The 22,821-nt window shown below is 67.0% G+C and carries 27 protein-coding genes; 5 read left to right on the forward strand and 22 right to left on the reverse strand.

The window, feature by feature from the left end; genetic code table 11:
• Nucleotides 1-55: 55 nt before the first annotated feature.
• The gene (locus shn_RS02955) at nt 56-1,537 is read right to left on the reverse strand and encodes a M81 family metallopeptidase (RefSeq protein WP_064329070.1); all 1,482 of its coding nucleotides are present in this window, start codon (nt 1,535-1,537) and stop codon (nt 56-58) included.
• On the opposite strand from shn_RS02955, the gene shn_RS35685 reads away from it, so the two are divergent.
• On the forward strand, nt 1,536-1,730 hold the full coding sequence (locus tag shn_RS35685; RefSeq protein WP_145925850.1) for a hypothetical protein: 195 nt from the start codon (nt 1,536-1,538) through the stop codon (nt 1,728-1,730). The genes shn_RS02955 and shn_RS35685 overlap by 2 nt on opposite strands.
• Nucleotides 1,731-1,824: 94 nt before the next feature.
• Here the strand turns inward: shn_RS35685 and shn_RS35690 are convergent, their stop codons facing one another.
• Entirely contained in the window at nt 1,825-2,265 is a 441-nt protein-coding gene (locus shn_RS35690; protein WP_145925851.1) for a hypothetical protein, read from the reverse strand.
• A gap of 44 nt (nt 2,266-2,309) precedes the next feature.
• On the opposite strand from shn_RS35690, the gene shn_RS02960 reads away from it, so the two are divergent.
• Nucleotides 2,310-3,173 carry a MurR/RpiR family transcriptional regulator gene (locus tag shn_RS02960; protein ID WP_064329071.1) on the forward strand — a complete coding sequence of 288 codons (864 nt, stop codon included), beginning with the start codon at nt 2,310-2,312 and terminating at the stop codon, nt 3,171-3,173.
• A gap of 119 nt (nt 3,174-3,292) precedes the next feature.
• On the opposite strand, the gene shn_RS02965 is transcribed toward shn_RS02960, so the two are convergent.
• The 15 genes from shn_RS02965 to shn_RS03035 all read right to left on the reverse strand — a co-directional run bounded on the left by shn_RS02965 (nt 3,293) and on the right by shn_RS03035 (nt 14,168).
• Nucleotides 3,293-3,592 carry a DUF6522 family protein gene (locus shn_RS02965; protein ID WP_064329072.1) on the reverse strand — a complete coding sequence of 100 codons (300 nt, stop codon included), beginning with the start codon at nt 3,590-3,592 and terminating at the stop codon, nt 3,293-3,295.
• A complete protein-coding gene (locus tag shn_RS02970; RefSeq protein ID WP_064329073.1) occupies nt 3,589-4,056 on the reverse strand; it encodes a group III truncated hemoglobin in 468 nt (155 codons plus the stop codon). Before shn_RS02970 ends, shn_RS02965 begins: the two co-directional genes overlap by 4 nt.
• Nucleotides 4,053-4,838 (reverse strand): DUF2189 domain-containing protein, encoded by a 786-nt coding sequence (locus tag shn_RS02975; RefSeq protein WP_064329074.1) that lies wholly within the window; start codon nt 4,836-4,838, stop codon nt 4,053-4,055. Before shn_RS02975 ends, shn_RS02970 begins: the two co-directional genes overlap by 4 nt.
• 16 nt (nt 4,839-4,854) lie before the next feature.
• Nucleotides 4,855-5,064: a hypothetical protein gene (locus shn_RS02980; RefSeq protein WP_064329075.1), complete on the reverse strand. Its 210-nt coding sequence runs from the start codon at nt 5,062-5,064 to the stop codon at nt 4,855-4,857.
• The gene (ccoP, locus tag shn_RS02985) at nt 5,061-5,939 is read right to left on the reverse strand and encodes a cytochrome-c oxidase, cbb3-type subunit III (RefSeq protein WP_064329076.1); all 879 of its coding nucleotides are present in this window, start codon (nt 5,937-5,939) and stop codon (nt 5,061-5,063) included. Before ccoP ends, shn_RS02980 begins: the two co-directional genes overlap by 4 nt.
• Nucleotides 5,940-5,942: 3 nt before the next feature.
• On the reverse strand, nt 5,943-6,113 hold the full coding sequence (locus shn_RS02990; RefSeq protein ID WP_064329077.1) for a cbb3-type cytochrome c oxidase subunit 3: 171 nt from the start codon (nt 6,111-6,113) through the stop codon (nt 5,943-5,945).
• Nucleotides 6,114-6,117: 4 nt separating this feature from the next.
• Nucleotides 6,118-6,849, reverse strand: a complete 732-nt coding sequence (gene ccoO / locus shn_RS02995; protein WP_064329078.1) for a cytochrome-c oxidase, cbb3-type subunit II — start codon at nt 6,847-6,849, stop codon at nt 6,118-6,120.
• A gap of 2 nt (nt 6,850-6,851) precedes the next feature.
• Entirely contained in the window at nt 6,852-8,510 is a 1,659-nt protein-coding gene (ccoN, locus tag shn_RS03000) for a cytochrome-c oxidase, cbb3-type subunit I (RefSeq protein WP_064329079.1), read from the reverse strand.
• Nucleotides 8,511-8,530: 20 nt separating this feature from the next.
• Nucleotides 8,531-8,974 carry an Rrf2 family transcriptional regulator gene (locus tag shn_RS03005; RefSeq protein ID WP_064329080.1) on the reverse strand — a complete coding sequence of 148 codons (444 nt, stop codon included), beginning with the start codon at nt 8,972-8,974 and terminating at the stop codon, nt 8,531-8,533.
• A 152-nt stretch (nt 8,975-9,126) separates the two neighbouring features.
• On the reverse strand, nt 9,127-9,816 hold the full coding sequence (locus shn_RS03010) for an MOSC domain-containing protein (protein WP_064329081.1): 690 nt from the start codon (nt 9,814-9,816) through the stop codon (nt 9,127-9,129).
• Nucleotides 9,813-10,352: a redoxin family protein gene (locus tag shn_RS03015; RefSeq protein ID WP_084437727.1), complete on the reverse strand. Its 540-nt coding sequence runs from the start codon at nt 10,350-10,352 to the stop codon at nt 9,813-9,815. The genes shn_RS03010 and shn_RS03015 overlap by 4 nt, the downstream gene beginning before the upstream one ends.
• Before the next feature lie 146 nt (nt 10,353-10,498).
• Nucleotides 10,499-11,215: a hypothetical protein gene (locus tag shn_RS03020; protein ID WP_064329083.1), complete on the reverse strand. Its 717-nt coding sequence runs from the start codon at nt 11,213-11,215 to the stop codon at nt 10,499-10,501.
• Nucleotides 11,216-11,249: 34 nt separating this feature from the next.
• Nucleotides 11,250-11,897 carry a MarR family winged helix-turn-helix transcriptional regulator gene (locus shn_RS03025; RefSeq protein ID WP_064329084.1) on the reverse strand — a complete coding sequence of 216 codons (648 nt, stop codon included), beginning with the start codon at nt 11,895-11,897 and terminating at the stop codon, nt 11,250-11,252.
• Nucleotides 11,898-12,081: 184 nt separating this feature from the next.
• The gene (locus shn_RS03030; RefSeq protein ID WP_064329085.1) at nt 12,082-13,476 is read right to left on the reverse strand and encodes a DUF4360 domain-containing protein; all 1,395 of its coding nucleotides are present in this window, start codon (nt 13,474-13,476) and stop codon (nt 12,082-12,084) included.
• A 101-nt stretch (nt 13,477-13,577) separates the two neighbouring features.
• Complete coding sequence (locus tag shn_RS03035) at nt 13,578-14,168, reverse strand: DUF4360 domain-containing protein (RefSeq protein WP_064329086.1); 591 nt, start codon at nt 14,166-14,168, stop codon at nt 13,578-13,580.
• A gap of 225 nt (nt 14,169-14,393) precedes the next feature.
• Here shn_RS03035 and shn_RS03040 point away from each other — a divergent pair, with 225 nt between their 5' ends.
• Nucleotides 14,394-14,648, forward strand: coding sequence for a hypothetical protein (locus shn_RS03040; RefSeq protein WP_145925852.1), 255 nt, complete (start codon nt 14,394-14,396; stop codon nt 14,646-14,648).
• Between the two features lie 9 nt (nt 14,649-14,657).
• Here the strand turns inward: shn_RS03040 and shn_RS03045 are convergent, their stop codons facing one another.
• Genes shn_RS03045 through mtnK form a run of 5 tightly spaced genes read right to left on the reverse strand, consistent with a single transcriptional unit; the run spans nt 14,658 to nt 20,082 of the window.
• Nucleotides 14,658-15,776: a RuBisCO large subunit C-terminal-like domain-containing protein gene (locus tag shn_RS03045; protein ID WP_064329088.1), complete on the reverse strand. Its 1,119-nt coding sequence runs from the start codon at nt 15,774-15,776 to the stop codon at nt 14,658-14,660.
• A complete protein-coding gene (locus shn_RS03050; protein WP_064329089.1) occupies nt 15,776-16,777 on the reverse strand; it encodes a transketolase family protein in 1,002 nt (333 codons plus the stop codon). Before shn_RS03050 ends, shn_RS03045 begins: the two co-directional genes overlap by 1 nt.
• A gap of 2 nt (nt 16,778-16,779) precedes the next feature.
• On the reverse strand, nt 16,780-17,715 hold the full coding sequence (locus shn_RS03055; RefSeq protein WP_064329090.1) for a transketolase: 936 nt from the start codon (nt 17,713-17,715) through the stop codon (nt 16,780-16,782).
• 4 nt (nt 17,716-17,719) lie between these two features.
• On the reverse strand, nt 17,720-18,814 hold the full coding sequence (gene mtnA / locus shn_RS03060) for an S-methyl-5-thioribose-1-phosphate isomerase (RefSeq protein WP_064329091.1): 1,095 nt from the start codon (nt 18,812-18,814) through the stop codon (nt 17,720-17,722).
• Nucleotides 18,811-20,082, reverse strand: a complete 1,272-nt coding sequence (gene mtnK, locus shn_RS03065; RefSeq protein ID WP_064329092.1) for an S-methyl-5-thioribose kinase — start codon at nt 20,080-20,082, stop codon at nt 18,811-18,813. Before mtnK ends, mtnA begins: the two co-directional genes overlap by 4 nt.
• Before the next feature lie 146 nt (nt 20,083-20,228).
• Between mtnK and shn_RS03070 the strand changes: the two genes are divergently transcribed.
• Nucleotides 20,229-21,746: a sugar ABC transporter ATP-binding protein gene (locus tag shn_RS03070; protein WP_064329093.1), complete on the forward strand. Its 1,518-nt coding sequence runs from the start codon at nt 20,229-20,231 to the stop codon at nt 21,744-21,746.
• Nucleotides 21,743-22,792, forward strand: a complete 1,050-nt coding sequence (locus tag shn_RS03075; protein ID WP_064329094.1) for an ABC transporter permease — start codon at nt 21,743-21,745, stop codon at nt 22,790-22,792. Before shn_RS03070 ends, shn_RS03075 begins: the two co-directional genes overlap by 4 nt.
• Nucleotides 22,793-22,821: the final 29 nt, after the last annotated feature.

Below are 22,821 nucleotides of genomic sequence, written 5' to 3' on the forward strand. Positions count from 1 at the left end.
ATCCCTCTGGTTCCACAAGGTTCATATCCGCGCCGGCTCCCGTCCGGCGGGTGGTTCAGCTTTCAAGCCCGAGCGGATCGTCGACGCGTGGCCAGAGTTCGAGACTGGCCTTGCGATAGGCGGTTGTTGCCGGATCGGTCGGGTAGGAGGTCGGTGCGGCGACGTAGACGATCTCGGAGGAGACCGGCTGGAAGCCGGCATGGAAGTGGTTGGTGGACTTCACCAGCAGGAAGGCCTTTGCCGTGAAGTCGATGCCCTGGTTGGCAAAGATGTCGGGCTCGTAGGTCTGCGTGCGACTGGTGATCAGCACGATGTCGATCGTCGTGCCGAGCGGACGCACCACGGCGGCAGGACCCAGCGTCACCCGGCTGTTGCGGAAGCTTTGCCAGCCGGCGTCGAACACGGTCTCGACCGTGACGCGGAGGTCGAGCGGCTCGCCGCCCTCCGGCCCCGACTTGCCGCCGAGGCGCAGCGCAAGCTCCGCCCCTTCCCCCGCCGCATGGCAGAAGGAGACGGCGATCGGGTCCCAGATCGTCGCCACCGCGACATCGTCAAAGCCCCGCGCCATCATGCGGCGCAGGATATAGGTCGCATCGCCCGCCACCCCGCCGCCCGGATTGTCCCAGACGTCGGCGATGACGACGGGCATGTCCGGCCGCTCGTCACGCACGGCCAGCGCCCGGTCGAGCCCGGCCTCCGTGTCGAACATCGGCATCGCCGTCTTGCGGCGCAGGCCGTAGAGCTCGTGGCCGAGCCTTTGCGCCAGCGCGTCGCCCTTCGCCTTGTCGCCGTCGGCAACGACGACGATGCGCGTGCCCATGTCCGGCACGTCGCCGGCCATGAAGCCGTGGATGACGGAGATGGAGAGGATGCCGTCCCTGCCCTCCATCGCCTTCAGCCGGTCGATAAAGGCGCGCATCGGCTCGCGGCTCGTCGGGTAGAGGGTGATCATGCGGCAGTCGAAGGTGGAGATGACGGGGCGGATCTCGCCGCGCAGCGTGCGCAGCGCAAGCTCGACGACATGCTCGCCGCGCTCCTCGAAATCGGTGTGCGGGAATTCGAGGAAGGTCGCCATCAGGTCGAGATGGGCGACGCGCCGGGCGGTGAGGTGGCTGTGCGGGTCGAACTCGGCGGCAACCAGCACGTCCGGCCCGACGATCGCGCGCACCCGCTCCAAGAGGTCGCCCTCCGGATCGTCATAACCCTGCGCCACCATCGCGCCGTGCAGGCCGAGCACGACGGCATCGACCGGCAGGGCGGCCTGCAGTTCGCCGAGGATGCGGTCGCGCAGGGTCTCGTAGGTCCGGCGCTGGATGAGGCCGGCGGGCTCGGCCCAGCAGGAGGTGCCCTCGATGACGGCAAAGCCTTCCGCCCGGCCGCGCCGGCGCAGGATCGGCACGACGGAGGAGCAGAGCGTGGGCGTGTCGGGATGCTCGCCCGGGCCGGCATAGAAGGCGGCCTTGAAGGCGTTCATGTCCGTGGGGACGGGCGAGAAGGTGTTGGTCTCGGTGGCAAGCGAGGCCGTGAAGATGCGCATGGGCGTCCGTTCCGCTGGCGTCCAGGCCGGCCGCTGCCCGGCCGTCATCGCCCGCCGCGTGGCGCGCCGGTGCCTGGCCGAACGGCGTGATGCCGTGCTGTTGGATCGCAAAGTTCCCGTCAACGATCATCGCTGGAGCGATGTAATTTGTTTTCTCGATAATGCGATAATTTCACCGGAAGTCAATGGATGACGGGTGTATGGCAGGCCTTAGTGTAATCCGTTTTCTTTTCAGATGAAAATGGGAGAAATTTTCATGGCAGGCGCCTTGGCGAGAGCGGTGAGGGTCATCGCAGTCGCCTTGAATCCCGTATCAATTTCAACCCGTTCCAGAGCCGATATAAGGACACGAAGAAGGAACGGAACCCCGGAAAACCGGCGTAAACGTGAAAATGGGACCATGTTCGGACGGTCTGATTTTCACGGGTGGCAGGCTTCTGTTTCGCGCCGCGCGTCGATTTGGCATCAACACGTAAAAATTTTTCTGAAAAAGAGAGCCCGCCGGCCTGAAAATCCGTGTCGCGACGGCCGCCGCGATCCGCTTCGGCGTGAAATCCGCCGTTCTTTCGGTGGGCGGCGCTTTCCATGGCTGAAGATCCGGGCGGTGTCGCGCAGGAGGATGGGAGGGCATCCCGGAACGGTCCGGTGAATTTCAGGCGCCGATCGCCAAGCCCATTGATGCGCGCCGGCACTGTGTTATGACTGGCAGACAAGAAATTCGTTTTCATTTGCGCGCCGGACCGACGCGCCGTGCAGGGGGAGGCCGCAGCCGATGGACCTTTTTCACGCCTTGTCGGATGAGGATGGCCGGCTGTCGGGGCTCGATCGCAAGCTGGCGCAACTCGCCCTCGACGACGTCGATTTCGTCGTCAATTCGTCGATCGGCGAGCTGGCCGACCGCGCCGGCGTGTCGCCGCCGACCGTCACGCGCTTCTGTCGCCGGCTCGGCTGCAAGGGCTATCCGGACTTCAAGGTGCAGCTCGCCCGGCTCACTTATGTGGGCCTGCGCTACGTCAAGCCGGAAGTGCCGACCGAAACGCCCGAGGAAGTGGCCGAGGACATCATCGCCAAGGCGCAGAACGCCCTGTTCCAGCTGCATCGCCAGCTCGATTTCGCCTCGCTCGACATGGCGGCCCGCCTGCTGCGCGGCGCCGATTTCATCCAGGCCTTCGGGGCGAGCGGCAATTCGGCGATGATCGTCAACGAGCTGCACAACCGGCTCTTCCGGCTCGGCTGCCGCATCAACGCCTCGAACGACCACAACATGAACGCGATGATCTCCGCGGCCGCCCAGCCGGGCACGGTGGTGTTCGGCTCCTCCTTCACCGGCCGCGACCCGGCGCTCGTCCACTGCCTCGAACTGCTGCGCCGGCGCGGCATCCCCACCATCGTCCTCACGCAGGGCGGTTCGCCCGTCGCGACGGCGGCGGATGTGGTGATCTCCGTCGAGCTGCCGGAGGGCAAGAACATCTTCCGGCCCACCTCGACACGCTATGCCTATCTCGCGGTCATCGACATGCTGGCCAATCTCGTCGCCTATGCCGACCGGACCAAGGCGATGAAGACCCTGCGCAGCATCAAGGAGGAGCTGGTCAGCCGGCGCGACGGCGACGACCGCCAGCTCCTCGGCGACTGACGGGGCCGGCCGTCCTGCTGGAGAATTTCTGCTTTTCTTCGAATCGCCAAAACGCTCTATCTATTTGTTTTTACATAATACCGGACGCAAAACCGCTTCGCACTTTTGCTGGAATTGCTTTACCGCGAGGGTTTCGGCGCCCCGGCGGAAAGCACCTCGACGTGCTGCGTGCCGACCGTGCCGTCCGCCTCGACGACGGCCTGCCAGCGGCGGTTGCCGCAGCGCACCGAAAGCCGCCAGCGCCCGGCATCCTCGCCTTCGCCGCGCTCGACGCGCGAGGCGACGAGGCCGCGGCGCATGTAGTCGCGCAGCGTCTGCGTCGGCCAGCCGAAACGCGCGGCGAGCATGTCTGCCGGCAGGAGGAATTCTCCGGCTTCGTCCCGGCTGAGGACGAGGGGGCTGGCATCGGCGGCACTCATGAAATTGCTTCCCGCGAAATCGGCGTGACCGCCATGGAATCCTCGCCGCGGCTGAAGGCGATGGCGAGGCGGAAGGAATGGGCGATGCGCAAGGCCCGGTCGAGGAAGAGATCGGCGACCTCGGGCGGGCAGAGCCGCTCGACGGTTGCGCGGAACAGCGTAAGCCAGCGGCGGAAATGCTGTTCCCCAAGCTCGGGTATGGCAAGGTGCGGCGGCAAGGGTCGGCCCTCGTAGCGGTCGGTGCGCAGAAGCGTTGCAGACCAGAAGTCGCACATCTTTGCAAGATGCACCGGCCAGTCCTCCGGCGCGATCGCACCGTCGAAGATCGGGCCGAGCAGCGGATCCTTGCGGATCCCGTCATAGAAACCGTGCACCACGGCATGGATCATCGCTTCGTCGAGCACTTCCGGCAGCGGCTTGCCGTCGATGACGATGGTGCGGTCGGGGGCAGGGCGGCCTCTCATCGGATCGCCCTGTAGCTGTGCCAGGTGCCATGGCCGAGCAGCGGGAAGATGACGACGAGGCCGAGGAACCCCGTCGCGATGGCGACGACGGTGAGCGCCAGCACGATGGCGCCCCAGGCGAGCATGACCGGCAGATTGCGGAAGGTGAGCGAAATGCTCGTGCCCATCGCGGTGAAGGCGTCCGTCTTTTCCGCCAGCAGCATAGGAATGGCAAAGGTGCTGATGGCGAAGGAGAAGGCGGCGAAAAGCCCGCCGACCGCCGTGCCGACGACGATCATGCCGAGCCCTTCCGGCGTGGAGACCAGCATGGCGACGACATGGTCGAGGCCGGGAAAGGGCCTCAGCCCGACGAAGAGCGCGTAGATGATGACGGCGGCGCGCATCCAGACCAGCATCAGCAGGCAGAGGATCGCGCCCGTATACCAGACCTGCGCGCCGGATTCGGCTTTCACGAAGATCATGCGTGCAAGGCTCGGCGTCACGCCCTCCTCGAGGTCCCGGCTCTTGCGGTAGAGGCCAATCGCCACCAGCGGGCCGACCACCATGAAGCCGGCAAGCGCGGGGAAGAGGATATAGTCGAGCTCCAGGCGGAAGAGGCCCCAGACCACCGCCAGCGACAGGAGGAAGACGGCGAAGCCATAGGCGAGACTCGGCAGCGGATTGCGCCAGAGGTCGCGCCAGCCGGCGGTGAGCCAGCCGAGCGCCGCGCCGGCCGGCAGGTTACGGCGGCGCTGTTCGGCGAGCGGCACGGGCGCGCCACCGGTCTTGTCGGTCGTTCCCATGATATTCCTTCCTCTCTCAGCAGGAGGGCCGCGCGGCGCGATACGCGCCGTCCCGGCCTTCCGTCTTCAGGTGTTGCACGCAATCGGGCTGGGACGTCAGCGCGACATGGACGAGATGCGCATTGGCGCCGGCAAAGAGCGCAAGGCCCGCCGCGACGATGAGGAACGCGGCGATCCGCCAGTTGATGCGGCCGGGCGGACGCGTCTCGCTTGCCGCGCCGTTCATCGCCCGTCCTCCGCCAGCGTGCCGACATAGAGCGCCAGCAGCTTGATATCGACCGGCGAAAGGCGGCCTTCCCAGTGGGGCATGTGGCCCTGCCGGCCGGAATAGATCGAGGTGAAGACGCTCTGCGCGTCGCTGCCGTAGATCCAGGCGGCGTCGGTGAGGTCGGGCGCGCCGGCCTCCGTGCTGCCGCGGCCGTCCTCGCCGTGGCAGGCGACGCAGTTGGCGGCGAACACCTCTCTGCCGGCCTCGACCTCAGCGGTGTTGGCCGCGCCCATCGGCAGGGCGGAGAGCGAGCGCACATAGGCGGCGACGGCCCGCACCTGCCTGTCGTCGAGGATGCCGTCGCGGCCGAAGGCCATCATCTGCGAGACGCGCGTCTCCTCGTTGGCGGCGTTGATGCCGATGCGGATCGTCTCGGCGATGGTCTCCGGTTCGCCGCCCCACAGCCAGGCCTTCGCCGCAAGGTTCGGGAAGCCCGGCCCGCCGGTGCCGCGCGTGCCGTGGCAGGCGGCGCAATTGTCGATGAAGAGCGTGCGGCCGGTCTCGCGCACATGCTGCATCAGGGTGTCGTCCGCGGCGATCTCCTGCAGGCTTGCCCCGGCGATGCGGCCGGTCCAGGCGGCGCGGGCCGCGGCGGCGTCCTCCACCTGCCGCGTCACGACATCGCGTTGGTCGATGCCGAGCAGGCCCTTGGTATAGGTGACGCCGAGCGGCCAGGCCGGCATCAGGATCCAGTAGCCGATGGCAAAGAGCGTGGTGACGGTGAGGAAGAAGACGACGACGCGCGGGATCGGCGTTTCCAGCTCCTCGATGCCGTTCCATTCGTGCCCGGTGGTGACCCGTCCGGTGGCGGGATCGTGTCTTTCGGTTGCCATGCCCTAGTCCCCCGGCCGGTCGTCTTTGTCGAGAATGCTCTTCTTGGCGCGATCGAAACGCTTCCGGTTGCCCGGCCAGAGCGCGTAGACGACGACGGCCCCGGCAAGCAGGATCAGGTAGAACAGCCCCCAGCTCTTGGCGAAGGCGACGACGCTGTTGTGATCGATCTCCATCGCCTCACTCCGCCTTTGCCGTCTGCTGCTGCGCCGCCTGCGTCAACTGGCCGACGATCTGGAGATAGGCGACCAGCGCGTCCATCTCGGTCAGGAGACCGGGATTGCCGTCGAAGGCGCGCACATTGGTCGCCTCGCCGTAGCGCTCGCTGACGCCGGAGGCGCCGGCATCGTCGGGGTTGGCCTGCGCGCGGGCGTCGGCGGTGGCGTTCTCGATCATCGCATCCGTATAGGGAACGCCGACGGCGCGCTGGGCGGCAAGGTGCGCGCTAAGATCGTCGATCCTCAGCGCATTGCGCTTCAGCCAGCCGTAGCGCGGCATGACCGATTCCGGCACCACGTCGCGCGGATTGACGAGATGGGCGACATGCCAGGCGTCGGAATACTTGCCGCCGAGGCGGGCGAGGTCCGGGCCGGTGCGCTTGGAGCCCCAGAGCATCGGGTGGTCGTATTTCGATTCCACGGCCAGCGAATAGGGGCCGTAGCGCTCCACCTCGTCGCGCAGCGTGCGGATCATCTGCGAATGGCAGGCGTAACAGCCCTCGCGGATGTAGAGGTTGCGGCCGGCGAGCTCCAGCGGCGTGTAGAGCCGCATGTCTGGCGCCTCCTCCACCGTCTCGTGGATGGTGAAGAGCGGGGCGATCTCGACGAGGCCGCCGATGGAGGCGACGCCGACGATGGCCAGCACGAAGCCGATGGCGTTGCGCTCGAGCTTGCGGTGGAAGAACTCCTTCATCGTCATTCTCCTGCCGGGGCCGCGCCGGCCTTGCCGTAGAGGGGAACGTCGCCGGCGGGCTCTGCGGCGCGCGCCCTTCGCGCCATGCGGATCGTCATCCAGACGTTGAACGCGCAGACGACGGCGCCGGCAAGGAACAGCAGTCCCCCGAAGGCGCGGGCGATGTAATAGGGATGCATGGCGACGAGGCTGTCGATGAAGGAATAGGCGAGCGTGCCGCTGTCGTTGTAGGTGCGCCACATCAGGCCCTGGATGATGCCCGAATTCCACATGGCGAAGACGTAGACGACGGTGCCGGCAAGCGCGAGCCAGAAATGTACCTCGATCAGCTTGGGCGAATACATGCGCTCCTGCTTCCACATCCACGGCACGAGGGCGTAGAGCGAGCCGAAGGTGATCATCGCCACCCAGCCGAGCGCGCCGGCATGCACATGGCCGACGGTCCAGTCGGTATAGTGCGAGAGCGAGTTGACGGCGCGGATCGCCATGAAGGAGCCTTCGAAGGTGGAGAGCCCGTAGAACACGGCCGCGACCATCATGAAGCGCAGGGTCGCATCGTCGCGCACCTTGTGCCAGGCGCCGTTGAGCGTGGCGAGCGCGTTGCCGGCGGACGCCCAGGACGGCACAAGCAGCACGATCGAGAAGGTCATGCCGAGGGTCTGCACCCATTGCGGCAGGGCGGTGTAGTGCAGGTGGTGCGCGCCCGCCCACATATACATGAAGGTGATGCCCCAGAAGCTGATGATGGAGAGGCGGTAGGAGAAGATCGGCCGCTCGGCGCGCTTCGGCAGGTAATAGTACATCATGCCGAGGAAGCCGGCGGTCAGGAAGAAGGCGACGGCGTTGTGGCCGTACCACCATTGCGTCATCGCATCCTGCACGCCGGAAAACAGCGAATAGCTCTTGGCATGGCCGAAGGAAACGGGCACGGCGAGGTTGTTGACGATGTGCAGCACCGCCACGACCAGGATGAAGGCCATGTAGTACCAGTTGGCGACGTAGATATGCGGTTCCTTGCGGCGCTGCAGCGTGCGGATGTAGATGAGGAAATAGACGACCCAGACGACGACCAGCCAGATATCGGCATACCATTCCGGCTCGGCATATTCCTTCGACTGGGTCATGCCCATCAGGTAGCCGGTCGCGGCGATCAGACAGAAGAGATTGTAGCCGATCAGCACGAACCACGGGGCGAACTGGCCGGGCAGTCGCGCGCGACAGGTGCGCTGGAGCACATGGAAGGAGGTGGCGATCAGCGCATTGCCGCCGAAGCCGAAGATGACGCCCGACGTGTGCACGGGCCTGAGGCGCCCGAAGCTCGCCCAGGCGCTGTCGACGAAGGTCAGTTCCGGCCAAGCGAGCAGCGCGGCCACCCAGACGCCGACGAACATGCCGGCCACCGCCCAGGCGAGCGACAGGATGATGCCGGCCCGCGTCGGATCGTCGTAATATTCGGAAAGCCTTTCTTCCGGCGGCTCCGGGTCAAACAGCGCGGACAGCACAACGAAGCCGAGGCCGAGGCTGAAGACCAGCACGATATAGCCGTGCACGGCCAGCGGATCTCCCCGCCCGGCCACCGCCATGGCAAGCCCCGTCAGGGCGAGCGCGCCGAGCACGAAGAGGGCCAGATGGCGCTCCGAAACTGTCAATCCCGATATCATCGATCTCTCCCCTCCGTGTCTCACGCCGCTTCGGCAATGCCAAGCAGAGGCCCGAGCGCGGCCCTGTTGCGGACAATATCCTCAAGCGTGTATTTATCGAGAACTGCAAGGAATGCGGCGAGCGCCTCGTGCAGCATACCCTTCAGCCGACAGGCCGGCGAGATGGCGCAGGTCCGCCCGCCCGCCTGCATGCATTCGGCCAGCGAGAATTCCTCTTCCGTCGCCCGGACCAGCGCGCCGACGGCGATCTTGGCGGGCGCCTTCGCCAGCTTGATCCCGCCCGCCCGCCCGCGCGTCGTCTCGACGAGGCCGAGATCGCGCAGGGTCTGCGCCACTTTCAGGAGGTGGTTGCGCGAAAGCCCGTAGGCCTCGGCCACGTCGTTCACCGTGCACACGCGGTCCGGCCGCGTCGCCACGTAGATCAGCATGCGCAGGGCATAGTCCGTGTGAAGCGTCATCCGCATGGCGTCGTCTCCCGGCCGGGGTCAAAAAAGTATTCTGGATACCACTTTAGCGCAAGCCCCGCCCGGTCGAAAGTGCAATAGCGTCGCAGGTGCCGGGATATTGTGTGATCCAACGCCGAAGCGTTGCCGCTCCGCAGCGGCGCTGCGGGATGTCAGCCGGCGCCGGTGAGGCGCTTCGTCCAGTCCTCGACCCGGTTGCTTTCCAGCCGTCGGGCGGCATGGGCGCGCCAGCCGTCGGCAAGGCGCCCGAGCGCGGCGATGCCGGCCAGTTCCGCGCGGTTGAGCGGATCGATGTAGAAGGCGCGCCAGATGCGTGCCAGCGTCCATTCCGGCGCGCGGCGCTCGCGCAGGGCGAGGCGGTCGGCGGGCGAGACGGTGCCGGGCGTGAGCACCCGGTAGTACCAGCCGGTCCGCCCGCTCGATTGCACCAGGCGTGCCATCTCCGTCCGGCCGAAGCGCTCGTTCAGCTTCCAGCAGGGCTGCCGTCCCTGGCTGACCTCGATGACCGCGGTGCCGAGCTGGAAGACGTCGCCGATCGCCACCGTGCGCTCCGTCAGCCCGGCCGTCGAGAGGTTCTCGCCGAAGGCGCCGGGGCCGGCAAGAAGCGGATGCGGCCCGAGATCGCGGGCCCAGTCGGCATAGTGCTCGAAAGGATAGTGGTACACGGCCTTTTCCGGCCCGCCATGCCGCACCGTATCGCCCTGCCTGTCGCCGGCAAAACCGGTTTCGCGAAGATGGAGCGCATGGTGGACCGGCGCCTTCACGATGCCGCTCGGCACGCCGCGCGCGCCGAGCGGTGCGACGCCGCCGATGCGCAGGCTGAGCAATGCGACCGCCGTCATGGTTCGACGACCGGAGGCATCGGTGCCGCGCAGCGGCCGTCGGCGCAGGCGCCGTCCCCGGCCGTGGCGGAAAGCGCCATGGCGATCCGCGCCCCGACGGCGATGTCGTCCTCCACGCCGAAGGCCTGGTGCAGGATGGTACCGTCCCGCCCGATCAGCACGGAGGAGGGCGTTCCGCGCAGCCTGAAACGCTGCATCGTCACCGGGATATCCGATCCTTCTTCCGCGAGGTCGACGGCGACGGGGGATTTCAGCCGGTATTCGTGGAGGAATGCCCCGAGGGTGACCGGCGACATGGCCGCATGGTGCTCGAAGACCGTGTGGATGCCGATGACCTGCAGGTCGGTATGGGCGAAGACGCGCTCGATGCGCTGGACCTGCGGAAGGGCCTGCGCCACGCAGCCGGGGCACAGAAGCTGGAAACTGTGCAGGAAGACCGGGCGGCCGCGCAGGCCGGCGAGCGTCAGCGGGGCCGGCGTGTTGAACCATTCGCTGACGGCCAGTTCCGGGGCAAGCGGCGTCTCAGGCGCGGTCATCGTCGCCTCCCTGCCGGCAGGCCTCGGCCGGGCCCGTTGCATCGCGGGGGCCAGTGGGGGTAAATCTCGGCACGTTCTTTCCTTTCATTTGCCTGGAGGGGAGGAATGGCCGGTCCGGCAATGGCAGTTGCCGGACCGGCGCCGGATCATTCGGCCGGCACGACCTTACCGGGCAGGCTGAGATCGCCCGAGGCGACCTTGAACACGTTGCTGACGCACAGCAGCGGCGCATGCAGGTTGCCGTTGACCTTCAGCCCTGCCGTCACGCCGTCGAAGGCGGCGCCCTTAATGCCGCCGATCAGCGACAGGGGAATGGCGACGTCCACCGTGTCGCCCTTGAAGCTGGTCGGGTATTGCGGGCTGTCGATGAGGAGCGGCACGCCGGGCCAGGTCTCCGGCACCTTCGGCGTGGTGCCTTCCGGGATGTCGATGACCTTGAGCCCGCCGCCGCAGGCCTTGTCCTCGGCCAGCACCACCCAGTGCGGATGCCAGACATGGCGGTTCTTGCCGCCCTTGGCCGCATCGTCGAAATCCGGATGGAAGGTGACGGCGAGCGCGACAATGCCCTGGCCCGCGTCGAAGCCGATCGCGCCGCTGTCGAGGCTCGTCGGCCAGACGTAGGCATAGACGCTGGAGCCTTCGAACCTGCCCGTCGCGTCGGGCTTGTCCTTACCGGCCTCGCCGCGCACGCGGGTGGTGAAGATCGCGCTGTCGCCCCGTGTGACGATCATCGTCTCGATGATGTCGAAGGCGGCCTCTACCGCTTCCGCAGGCTCCGCCTTGATGGAATGGGCCGAGGCTGTCGTCAGCCAGAACAGGGCCGTTCCGGCGGCGAGCGCGCCGGTTGCAAATCTGCCGAGCATGATGGTCTTCCTTTCGTTTGCCTGGAGGGTGGAACTATCCCGCTTGGAATGCATCCCAGGTGGCAGCCCGGGATGCGGGATCGGCTTCATCGTGATCGCGGCAATCGACGCGCAGGTCGCGCTGGCCGAAGGCGGCATCGACGAAATGGCAATGATGGGGGCGCGCGGCATCCGCATGCGCGAAGGGGGAGAAGTGGCGACAGGTCACGCACATGCGCTGGACGGGGATCGCCTCCGCCACCTGCAGGCGGCGGATCATCTTGACCAGCGTGAGGAGCAGGTCCTCCTGCTCGCGGTCATCGAGTGCGCCGAGGGCCGTGGCGGCAAGGCCGTCGCCGGTATCCGAGGCCTTGAGAATCGCAAGACCTTCCGCCGTCGGCACCACGCGCACCGCGCGCCGGTCGCCCGCTTCCGGCCGCTTCTCCAGACAGGCCTTGCGCTCCAGCGCATTGATCGAATCCGTCGCCGTCGGCTGCGAGACGCCGAGATGGGCGGCGATCTCGCGCACGCCGAGGCCATCCGCCCCGCGCCCTTCCAGCAGCGTCAGGATGGCAAGCTGCGTCGGGTTGAGCCCGCTCGCCTTCGAGCGGTTCCACTCGTCGATGCGCATGGCCATGCCGACGCGGGAAAGGCCTTCGCGAAGGCGCTCGGTGATCGCATGGGGGTTCCTGGGCGTTTCCATGCGGAGATTATATAGGAGTCCTATATATCTTCAAGGGTGCAGGGAAGATCGAGCCGCCCAGGGACGGGCGGCGGCCTGACACAGGAATGAGGGAAGGGGCTGCCGTGGGACGGTGCCCCGTGGTTCCGCCCGGAGCATTGCGTTTCGAGCCTTGCGCCGCGGCGGGCGCGGCGCCTGGAAGGCGTCAGAACGACGCCTTCAGTTGGCCGCCGATGTTCCAGTCCGGCTTGTCGTTTTCACGGAAGGTGGCGGAAACCGCGGTGTCGAGCTGCCAGCGTTCGTCGAACTTCCAGCCGACGCGCCCGCCGAGCGTCGCGAAGTTCTGGTCGTCTGCCTTGCCCCTGGCATCGCCCACCCAGTCGACCGAGGCCTTTGCGCCATCCTTGCCGGCAAAGGTGCGGCCGACCGCGCCGAGGATCGTGTAGTCCAGCTTCTCGTCCAGCCTGCGGCTCCAGGCGAATTCTGCGCTCACCGTATCCGAGGCCGAGCGGCCGCCCTTGATATGGCCGGCAAAGAGGTTCTTGCCGGAGGCATCCTCGTCATAGCCGTCGAGGTCGAGCCAGGCGCGGGTGAAGCGGGTGGAGAGCGCGAATTCGTTCGCCGCGTCCGGCGCATAGATCACGCCGGCCCGGCCATAGGCGCTGAACAGCGAGCCGGAGGCGTTGCCGCTGGCAAGGACGATCGAATCGAGGTTCTGGTAGCTGCGCGAGAACGAGGCCGAGATGTCGGGCGATCCCCAGGCGCCGACTTCGCCGAAGGCGCGCCAGGTGGCCGGCGCGCTCGTATAGCGCACCGCGCCGGCGAAAAGGCCAAGCGTGTCGAGCGCGACATCGGTGCGGTTCGCATGAACCACGGCCGCGCCGCCGAGAACGCTGATGCCGCTGCCGGCCTCCCAGCGTCCGTTGAAGCCGGCCGCCGCATCGGAGCTCGCGAAGGCGGCGACATAGCTGCCCTCGTCGAACCGGCTCTGCTGGCCGAGCAGGTTCTGCGCGGTGTCCATGAGGTCGAGTGCGATGGACTGCCGCTGGCGGGCGATCTGGTCGAGCGAGGCGACCACCGAGGCCGTGGTGGTGTAGCCGATGCGGGCGAAATCGATGGAATCGATCGCCAGCGTGGATTCGAAGCCGTTTTCGTCGAGCGGCCCGGTCGCGCCGAGGATCACGGCGAGATCGAGCGTCTCCGAACCCGAAACGCCCACCCTGTCGGAAATGGCGACATCGTCCTGCAGCGGGCCCTTGATCTCGTATTGCAGGATCTGCTTGCCGTCCTGCACGGTGCGCAGCGAGGCGGTCTGGCCGTCCTCGGTCGTGGCGAAGCCGCGATAGTCCACGGCATAGACCGTGTGCCCGCCCGGCTGGGTGACGGGTACGGAAAGCTTGCAGGTGGTGGTCGCGCGCCTCTTGCCCGATGCGCCGCCCGCCATCGCGGAAAAATCGTCGAAGAGAATGCTCGTCGCATTGCCGTCGGGCGAATGCGTTGCGGAAAACGTTCCGTCCGCACAGCCGTTCGCCGCATGGGCAAGCCCCGGAAGCGGGACCGAGGCGGCGGCGAGGAGGGCGAGGCGGATCGTAAGACGCATACGAAAATTCCCTGATGGAGGCCGGGCGGCGAGGGCGCCGCCCGGTTCATGAAGGTGAAGGATAGGGCGTTTTCCCCTTCAGGAAACGCGCCACGCCGGATTTAGCGGCACGTACGCCACTGCAGGCGATAGATGATCGCGGCCTTCACGTCCTGCGTATCGACCGTCGCCATGGCTTCCTGGCCGCGCGTGGTGTTGACGCGGATGCTGGAATTGGTGCGCAGGTTGATGTCCTCGCCGCAGGCCGACCAGATCAGCGATTCCGCCGTCAGCTTGTTGGAGATCAGGTAGTCCTTCTCCTGCGGGCCGGTAAAGGTCTGGCGGAACGCCGGGCCGCGCGTACCGGCGAAGAAATATTCGACGTTGAACTGCGAGCGGGCGCCGCGCGGCAGCTGGTTGAAGCCGCGATAGTCGATGGCGAGCACCGAGACGCTGCGGCCCTGCGGCACATGGACCGGGATCGCGACGTTGCAGGTCTTGCGGTCGAAGGACTTTCCGGTCTCGCCGCCGGCTTCCACGACATATTCGTCGAACAGCAGGCTGAGCGCCTTGCCGTCGGGGCTCAGCGTCGCCGAGACGCTGTTGGCCGGGCAGCCGCTGCCGCCGTAGCCGGGCTTGCCGAGCGAAATGTCGTCTGCCTGGGCAGCCGTGGCGAGAAGGAGGGATGCAAGCAGGATACCAGCGGTTTTCATGGGATTTCCTCGATTTCGAACCGAACCTGACGTTCGTTCAAGATATGACAGCGGCGACCTGAACCGTCCCTGAGCGATACGTTCATTCTGGAGTCATCCGGCTTGTGCCAATCTGTACGCTGCGCAGTTAACAGCGTTTTAAAGAAAAATGTCCGTAAACGAGCCTTTAAAGGGCAAAACCGTGGCAGCCATCCGCCCGGCCGGCCCGGAGGCGAGGAGAGCCAGATGCGTATTGTCCCCGTCATTCCAGGAATGTTCGTGATCGCTCTGGCAGGCGCCGTGCTTGCCGGCTGCACCACGGAGCGCGCGGCGGATGTCCGCCCCGGCTATTCCGGCGCGGTCTCGCCGGCCATGCGCGCGCACCAGCGGCGGCAGGCGATCCGCGCCGAGGAGGGCGGCTACCGGCGGCTCTATCGGCCGCGCGACTGCCGCTACGGCGCGCGCAATTGCGGCGGCTATTCGACGTTCGACCCGTCCTGATCCGCAAGGTCAGGCATAGACCGCTTCCGCAAGACGCCGGCAGCCGTCGATAAGGTTCGGCTCCTGCAGCAGCGCGCCGCCGACGAGATACATGACGTCCTTGCCGTAGACCGCGCGCATCTCCGGCACGCGGGCGAAATTCACGCCGCCGCCCGGCGCCGGGACGCCCGCCTTCGGCCCGCCCATCTCCGCCGAGCAGGCCTCCGCGATCGATCGGCATTCCTCGCGGGTGAAGCCGAAGCGACCGCCGAAATTCGGAAAGACCACAGCGTCCGCGCCCATCAGCCGGTGCAGCACGCCGTAGAAGGCGCGGTGCGAGAAACCGCAATCGGGCGAAACGACATTCGCGCCGGAAAAGGCGGGATGCGCGACGATGGGCAGGGAAAAATCCGGATCGGCGGCCAGCGTGCGCGCCACGTCGTAGCCGGCAAGCGCCGGGGCGATCATGACGGCGCCCGCGCCGGCGGCCTCCGCTTCCTTCGCCCTTTCGAGGATGGCGTCGGCCGGGCCGGTGATGTTGGGCACGAAGCTGGTCCGCCCGCCGCTCTTCGCATTCGCCTCGCCGACGGCCTCGACGCAGGCCTTCAGCCGCTCGGAGAAGGGCGCGGTCCTCTGGTCGACCAGTCCGTGGTCGTCCTTCACATAATGCATGCCGCCGAGCGCGAAATCATGGGCGAGGCGGGCCAGCGCGGCCGTGGAAAGGCCGACGGGCTTGATCGCCGACATGAGGAGCGGGATATCGCCGATGCCCGCGCGGGCACGGAGCCCCGTGATGCCATGGCGCGGCCCCTTGCAGAGCGAAAGAATGCCCGGCGAAAGGCCGATGTCCTCTACCTTGAGGCCCGGCTTGATCGAGCTGTTGCCGAAGACGATGTTGAGGAACTGCAGGAAGTCGCCGCCGACATCGTCTTCGGAATAGGAGATCGTCGCGAGAAAGCCCGCCCGTTCGTCCGGGGCCTGCTCCAGCGTTTCCAGCCTGCCGAGGATCTCGTCCTCCACATAGCCCTTCGGCACCACGTCGCGCGGGATCTCGACCGTCTGCTCCAGCGCGATGTCGAGCGCCCGGGCCCGGGCCTCCGCCGCATCGGCCGCGCGGACGAAGTAGCGGACGGTGAAGCGCGGCGTCATCAGAGCGCCTCGGCCTTCTGGGCCGAATGCACGTGATCGAGACGCACCTCCGCCAGTTCCTCCTCGCCGATACCAAGCGTCTTGCCGAGCAGCGCCTCGATGGCGGTGACGAGCGCCCCGGCGTCGAGCCCGTATTTCTTCATGAGATAGGGCTTCGATGCGCCATGCGCGAAGGTGTCGTCGAGGCCGAGGCGCCTGAGGCGGATGCCCAGCCCCTCCTCGGCGAGGATTTCCGCCACCAGCGAGCCGAGGCCGCCGACGATCGTGTGGTTCTCCAGCGTCACGATGCCCTTCTTGCCGCGGGCGGCCTTCAGGAGGCCGTCCCGGTCGAAGGGCTTCAGCGTCGAGGCGTGCAGGTGGTGCACGCCGACGCCGCGCGTCTTCAGCGGCTGGATCGCACGCAAGGCCTCCTCCGTGCAGACGCCCGAGGAGACGACGAGAATGTCGTCGCCCTCCGAAAGCGTGCGCAGCCGGTTGAATTCGAAGGGCGTCGAGAAGAGGCGGGGCACCTCGCCGCGCAGGACGCGCACATAGACCGGCCCGTCGATGCTGTCGGCGACGTTGAGCACGGTCTCGACTTCCGTCGCATCCCCCGTCTCGAGGATCGTCATGTTCGGCACGGCACGCAGCACGGCGATGTCCTCGATCGCCTGGTGCGTGATGCCGCCGGGCGTGGTGATGCCGGGCAGGAAGCCCATCAGCCGCACCTTGCGGTTGGAATAGGCGATGGAATTGATGAGCTGGTCATAGGGCCGGCGATAGAGGAAGACCGAGAAGGTGTGCAGGAACGGCCGGAACCCCTGCATGGCGAGGCCGCCGGCGAAGGAGAGCATGTTCTGCTCCGCCATGCCGAGCGACAGGAATTGGTCCGGATGCCGGTCGCGGAAGCCGTCGACCTCGCAGGACGAGGTGAGGTCGGCGGAAAGGCACAGAACCTCCGGCCGCGCGCTGGCGAAGGCCTCGAACGCCCTGGCATAGGGACGGTTGACGATCTCGACCATGGTCAGGCCCCTTCCATCGCGTTCACGTCGACGCCGAGTTCGGCGGCAAGTGCCGCCTGCATTTCCAGCCGCTCCTCGACGCTCTTGAAGCGGACATAGTGGAGGCGCGGAAAACGCTTCTTCAGAAAATCCATGCCCTGATAGGGCGAGGTGTTGGCGAGAATGACAAGCGGCTTGCCGACCTCGGCGCTCTTCGCCGCAGCGCGGAGCGCTTGAAGATCGTGCCCGTCCACCGCGCGGCAGGTGACGCCGAAGGCGGCGACGCGGGCGGCAAGATCGCCGAGGTCGAGCACAGAGGACATCGCCCCGTCGCATTGCTGGCGGTTCACGTCGACGATAACGCGGATATTGTCGATCCCGTGATGGCTCATCGCCGCAAGGCATTCCCAGGTCTGGCCCTCCTGGAACTCGCCGTCGGACATGTAGACCCAGACCTTGCCGGGCTCCTTCTTGCGCAGCCGCGCCCAGGCGACGCCGGAGGCCATGGAAAGGCCCTGCGCCAGCGAGCCCGTCGTCACCTCCATGCCGGGGCTGTGCTCGGCGCCGATCATCTCGACCGAACCGCCGTCCTTGTTGAAATGGTCGAGCGCATGCTCGTCCATGCGGCCCGTCTCGATCAGCGCGGAATAGATGACGAGCGCATAATGGGCGGGCGAGATGAAGAAGCGGTCGAAGTCCGGTCCGGCCGGGCCATGGTAGCCCGCGCCGGTGAAGGCGTCGGGATTGTGCGCCGAGGGCACGCCGCGAAAGGGCAAGGGCACCTTGGGCAGCGTGGGTTCGCCGAGCGTCAGAAGTTCGTTGTAGAGCAGCGCCAGGCTCTCGGCGGCCGAGCAGGCCTGGCTGAGATAGCCGCCATTGTTCTTCATCGTGTGGAAGAAGACGCGCCGGCGGATGCCGAGCGCGATGTCCTCGGTGGATTTTTCGTTCGCAAGGCTCATCGTCTCAGCTCCGTTCGGGAAAGAGCGCCTTCAGGCCTTCGGGCGAGGGCGTGGCGATGCCGCGTTCCGTGATGAGGCCGGTGATGAGGCGCGCGGGCGTGACGTCGAAGGCGGGGTTCGCCGCCGGGCTGCCCTCCGGCGAGATGCGCACGCTGGCGATGGAACCATCCGCTGCGCGGCCCTGCACGAAGCTCACCTCGTCGCCGGCCCGCTCCTCGATCGGGATGTCCCTGATGCCGTCCTCCACCGTCCAGTCGATGGTGGGCGAGGGGAGCGCCACATAGAAGGGCACGTTGTTGTCGCGCGCGGCGAGCGCCTTCAGGTAGGTGCCGATCTTGTTGCAGACGTCGCCGTTCGCCGTGGTGCGGTCGGTGCCGACGATCACCAGGTCGACGTCGCCATGCTGCATGAGATGGCCGCCGGCATTGTCGACGATCAGCGTGTGCGGCACGCCATGGCCGTTCATCTCCCAGGCGGTGAGGTAGGCCCCCTGGTTGCGTGGCCGCGTCTCGTCGACATAGACATGGACGGGAATGCCTTCCTCGACGGCCATGTAGATCGGCGCGGTTGCGGTGCCGTAGTCGACGGTCGCCAGCCAGCCGGCATTGCAATGGGTGAGGATGCGCACCGGCTCGCCCGGCTTTTTCTTCGCCGCGATCCCGCGGATCACGTCGAGGCCGTTCGCGCCGATGGCGCGGTTGAGCTCGACGTCCTCTTCCGCGATCTCCGCGGCGCGCGTATAGGCGGCGGCCGCGCGCTCGCCTTCCGGCAGCGGGCGAAGGTGCTCGCGCATCGCGTTCAGCGCCCAGCGCAGGTTGATGGCGGTCGGGCGCGTTTCGTTGAGCTCTTCCCAGACGGCGTCGAGATGCGCATCCGACGGGTCCTTCGCCATGGCGATGGCGACGCCATAGGCGGCGGTGACGCCGATCAGCGGCGCGCCGCGCACCCACATGTCGCGGATCGCGGTGGCGATGTCGGCGACGGTCGTGAGCGTCACGACGCGGAACTCATGCGGCAGCCAGCGCTGGTCGATGATGTCGACCGAGCGGCCGTCCTCGTTCAGCCAGATCGTATGGTAGTGGCGTTCTCCGACTTTCACGCGAGGATCTCCTTTTCAAGCCGCTCCACGGTCTCGCGGATGTCGCGGAGACTGTGGATGCGCTGCCGGTTGACGGCGAGGTGACGCCCGAGCTTCAGCGCCTTGGTCTCGCAGGGCGCGCGGCGGTCGGGGTCGGCGATGGTTTCGAAATCGGCGTTGTGGGCAAGGCCCAGGATGCGGCGATGGATCTCGATGCCGGCGAAACCCAGCATCTCGCGCCAGATCTCGTCGATGACGATGGCGAGCGCCTGCTCGGCGGCGAGCGGGTCGCCACGATCCTCGAAGAGGCTCGCCTGATAGAGGATGCCCTTGCGCTCCGTGCGCCAGAGATGGGCGAATTCGGCCCGGAACGTTTCCCAGAGCGTCTCGATCGTATCGAGCAGATAGGCGCGCATGCCGTCGCGCGCGCCGGGCGCCGTCTCATGGCCGGCTTGCGAAAAATAGCTCATCCAGAAATTGGCGATCAGCATGCCGACGTCGAAGCTGATCGGGCCGTAGAAGGCGAATTCCGGGTCGATGACGCGCGTTTCGTCGTCCGTCACCATGACGGAGCCGGTGTGCAGGTCGCCGTGGCAGAGCGTCTCGGCCTTGGCGGAGAAGAGGTGCTTCAGCCGCTGCGCCTCCACCTTGAGGTCGCGGTCGGCGCGCAGCTCCGCCACGATCGGGTCGAGCTGCGGCGTGGTGTGGCGGTTGAGCGCCGCCTCGAAATAGGGATCGGAAAAGACGAGGTTTTCCGTGATGTCGCAGAGCTCGACATTGTCGGCGAAGAGCGCGAGATCCGCCTTCTTCTCCCGCGTTGCCATGGAAAGGTCCGAGCCGCGGAACAGCGTGCGGGCGGCAAAGAGCCCGAGGTCGCGGCCGATCCTCGGCAGTTCGCGCCCGTCGATCAGCGCGCGGCGCAGGATGACGTGCGGCGTCAGATATTCCATGACGATGAGCGCCTGCGCCTCATCGAAGACGTAGATCTCCGGCACCATGCCCGGATCGCGCGCGGCCTGCCGCGTCAGCGCGTGATATTCGAAGAAGGAGCGCTTCAGCGGCAGCGGCCAGCTTTCGCCGACGAGCCGCACATAGGGCAGCGCCTGCTTGACGATCGCCGCGCCCCGATCCCCCGTCACGATGAAGACGAGGTTGAGGTTGCCGTCGCCGACCTCCCTGACGCTCCAATGGGACGAATCCGCCCCGATTTTCGCCTTCAGGACGGCGTTGCCGCCCAGCCGATCCGGCAATTTCTCGACGCTCAGCGCCGCGAAGACCTGGCTTTCCATATGCTTCTCCTCCTCGACGGGACGCGGCCTCCGCCGCCAGTCGTCCCACCATCCTTGCGCACAGCTAAGGCGGCATTCTGTCAAATGTCAATGGCCTTGACATTTGATGAGAGCCTATCCTAACCTGCCGTCATCGGGAGGAAAGAATGAGCGGTGAGGCGGTGTTTCGCATCGAGGGCGTGCGCAAGTCCTTTGGGCCGGTGACGGTACTCCAGGGGGTGGACCTCGACCTCCGGGCCGGCGCGGTGACGGTTCTGATGGGCGCGAACGGCGCCGGCAAATCCACGCTCGTGCGCATCCTCTCCGGCGTCTACACGCGCGATGCCGGCGCCATCACGCTCGCCGGCAGGTCCTTCGAGCCGGGAATGCCCGCCGAGGCGATCCGCGCCGGCGTCGTCACCGTGCACCAGAACATCAATGACGGCGTCGTCGCCGATCTCGACGTCGCCACCAACCTCACGCTCGACCGGCTGAACGGGCGCGGCGCGAAACTGTTCTTCAATCCGCGCCGGGTGCGCCGCGAGGCCGCCGCGGTGGCCGCCCGCATGGGCCTTGCCATCGATCTTGCCGCCAATATCAACGACCTGACGCTCGCCGACCGCCAGATGGTGGCGATCGCGCGGGCCATGGCGCACGAGCCGAAGGTGCTGATCCTCGACGAGCCGACCTCCTCGCTCTCCAGCGCCGAGGCCGACCGCCTGTTCGATCTCGTCGACCGGCTGAAGGCGCGCGGCGTCGCCATTCTCTATATCTCGCACCGCATGTCGGATATCCGGCGCCTTGCCGACAGCATCCTCTCGCTGCGCGACGGCCGCATCACCGGCCGTTTCGAAGGGCCGGAGCTCGATTACGAGGGGGCGGTCAACGCCATGCTCGGCCGCAAGGTCTCGGCCGGCGCGGTCGCCGTGCGCGAGGCGGGCGCTCCGGTCTTCAGCGTGCGGGGCCTGAAGCTCTCCGAGCAGGCGCGGCCGTTCGATTTCGACCTCGGCGACGGCGAGATCGTCGCCGTCACCGGCCTCGTCGGCGTCGGCAAGACGGCGCTCGCCGAAACGCTCTTCGGCGCCCGCGCGCCGGCGGCGGGCGAAATGACGCTCGACGGCCGGCGCTATGCGCCGAAAAGCACGGGCCAGGCGATCGCCCGCGGCGTCTTCCTCGTCGCCAAGGACCGCGCGATCAGCGGCATCGTGCCGGATTTCAACATCTACGAGAATATCAGCCTGCCGTTCCTGCGCCGGCTCTCGGCCTTCGGCGTCGCGAGCAGGCGGGCGGAGAGGGCGAAGGCGCGCCGGCAGATCGACGCGCTCGGCGTCGTCTGCCGCAGCGAGCGCGACGAGATGCAGACGCTGTCGGGCGGCAACCAGCAGAAGGTCATGGTCGGCCGCTGGCTTTCCGAGCCCGCGCGCCTCCTCATCCTCGACGAACCGTTCCAGGGCGTCGACATCGCCGCCCGCCGCGACATCGGCGAGAAGCTGCGCGCCTCGGCCGCCGGCCGCTCCACCATCCTCTTCCTGACCGAACTCGACGAAGCCTTCGAGGTCGCCGACCGCATCCTCGTGATGTCGGAGCAGACCATCGTCGGCGCGCACCGCAACGCCGATATCGACGTCGAGCGGCTGCTCTCCGAGATCGCCGGGCAATTCTATCAACAGGTCCATGCATCATGAGCAGCGAACAGAGCAAACAGGCGGCCGCCGGCCCCGTCCCGCCGCCGGCCCTCAATGTCAGGGAAGCCGCCATCAAATACGGCTTCCTCGTGCTGCTCGCCGGCATGGTGCTCTATTTCTCGCTGGTGACGGGCGGTTTCGCCTCGCCGCAGAGCGCCGTCTTCATCCTGCAGTCCGTCTCGATCACCGGCATCCTCGCGCTCGGCGTCACGGCGACGCTGGTCGTCGGCGGCTTCGACCTTTCCATCGGCTCCGTCGCCACCACGGCGATGATGGCCTCGTCCTATGTCATGGTGGTGATGGGCGGCGACGCGCTGACGGCGACGCTGGTCTGCCTTGCCGTCGGCGTGCTCGTCGGCCTCGTCAACGGCATCATCATCGTCTACATGCGCGTGCCGGATCTTCTCGCCACGCTCGGCATGATGTTCCTCCTGCTCGGCCTCCAGCGCATCCCGACCGAGGGCCGCTCCATCGCGACCGGCATGACGCTGCCGGACGGCTCGACGGCGACGGGCGCCTTCAGCCCCGCCTTCCTCGCGCTCGGCCGCCACCGCTTCGATCTGGTCCTGCCCAATCTCGTGCCGGTCTCGGTCGTCGTGCTGATCGTGCTCGCCATCGTCATCTGGTTCTTCCTGGAATACACCCGCTTCGGCCGCATGATGTACGCCGTCGGCTCGAACGAGCGGGCGGCGAGCCTCGCCGGCGCCCCCGTCAACGCCTACAAGATCTCGGCCTACATCATCTCCGGCGTCTTCGCCTCGATCGGCGGCATCCTGCTCGCCGCCCGTCTCGGCCGCGGCGACATCGCCTCCGGCAACAATCTGCTTCTCGACGCCGTCGCCGCCGCGCTGATCGGCTTCGCCGTGCTGGGCGCCGCCAAGCCGAACGCCTTCGGCACCGCCGTCGGCGCGCTCTTCGTCGGCATCCTCCTGCAGGGCCTGACGATGATGAACGCGCCCTATTACACGCAGGATTTCATCAAGGGCGCCGTGCTCGTCATCGCCCTGATCTTCACCTTTGCGCTCTCGAAAAGAGGCAAACGCTGAGACCGCTCAGCGGACAACCAAACGTTCAC

This window comes from Shinella sp. HZN7 (assembly GCF_001652565.1).
In the GTDB taxonomy this organism is placed as follows: domain Bacteria; phylum Pseudomonadota; class Alphaproteobacteria; order Rhizobiales; family Rhizobiaceae; genus Shinella; species Shinella granuli.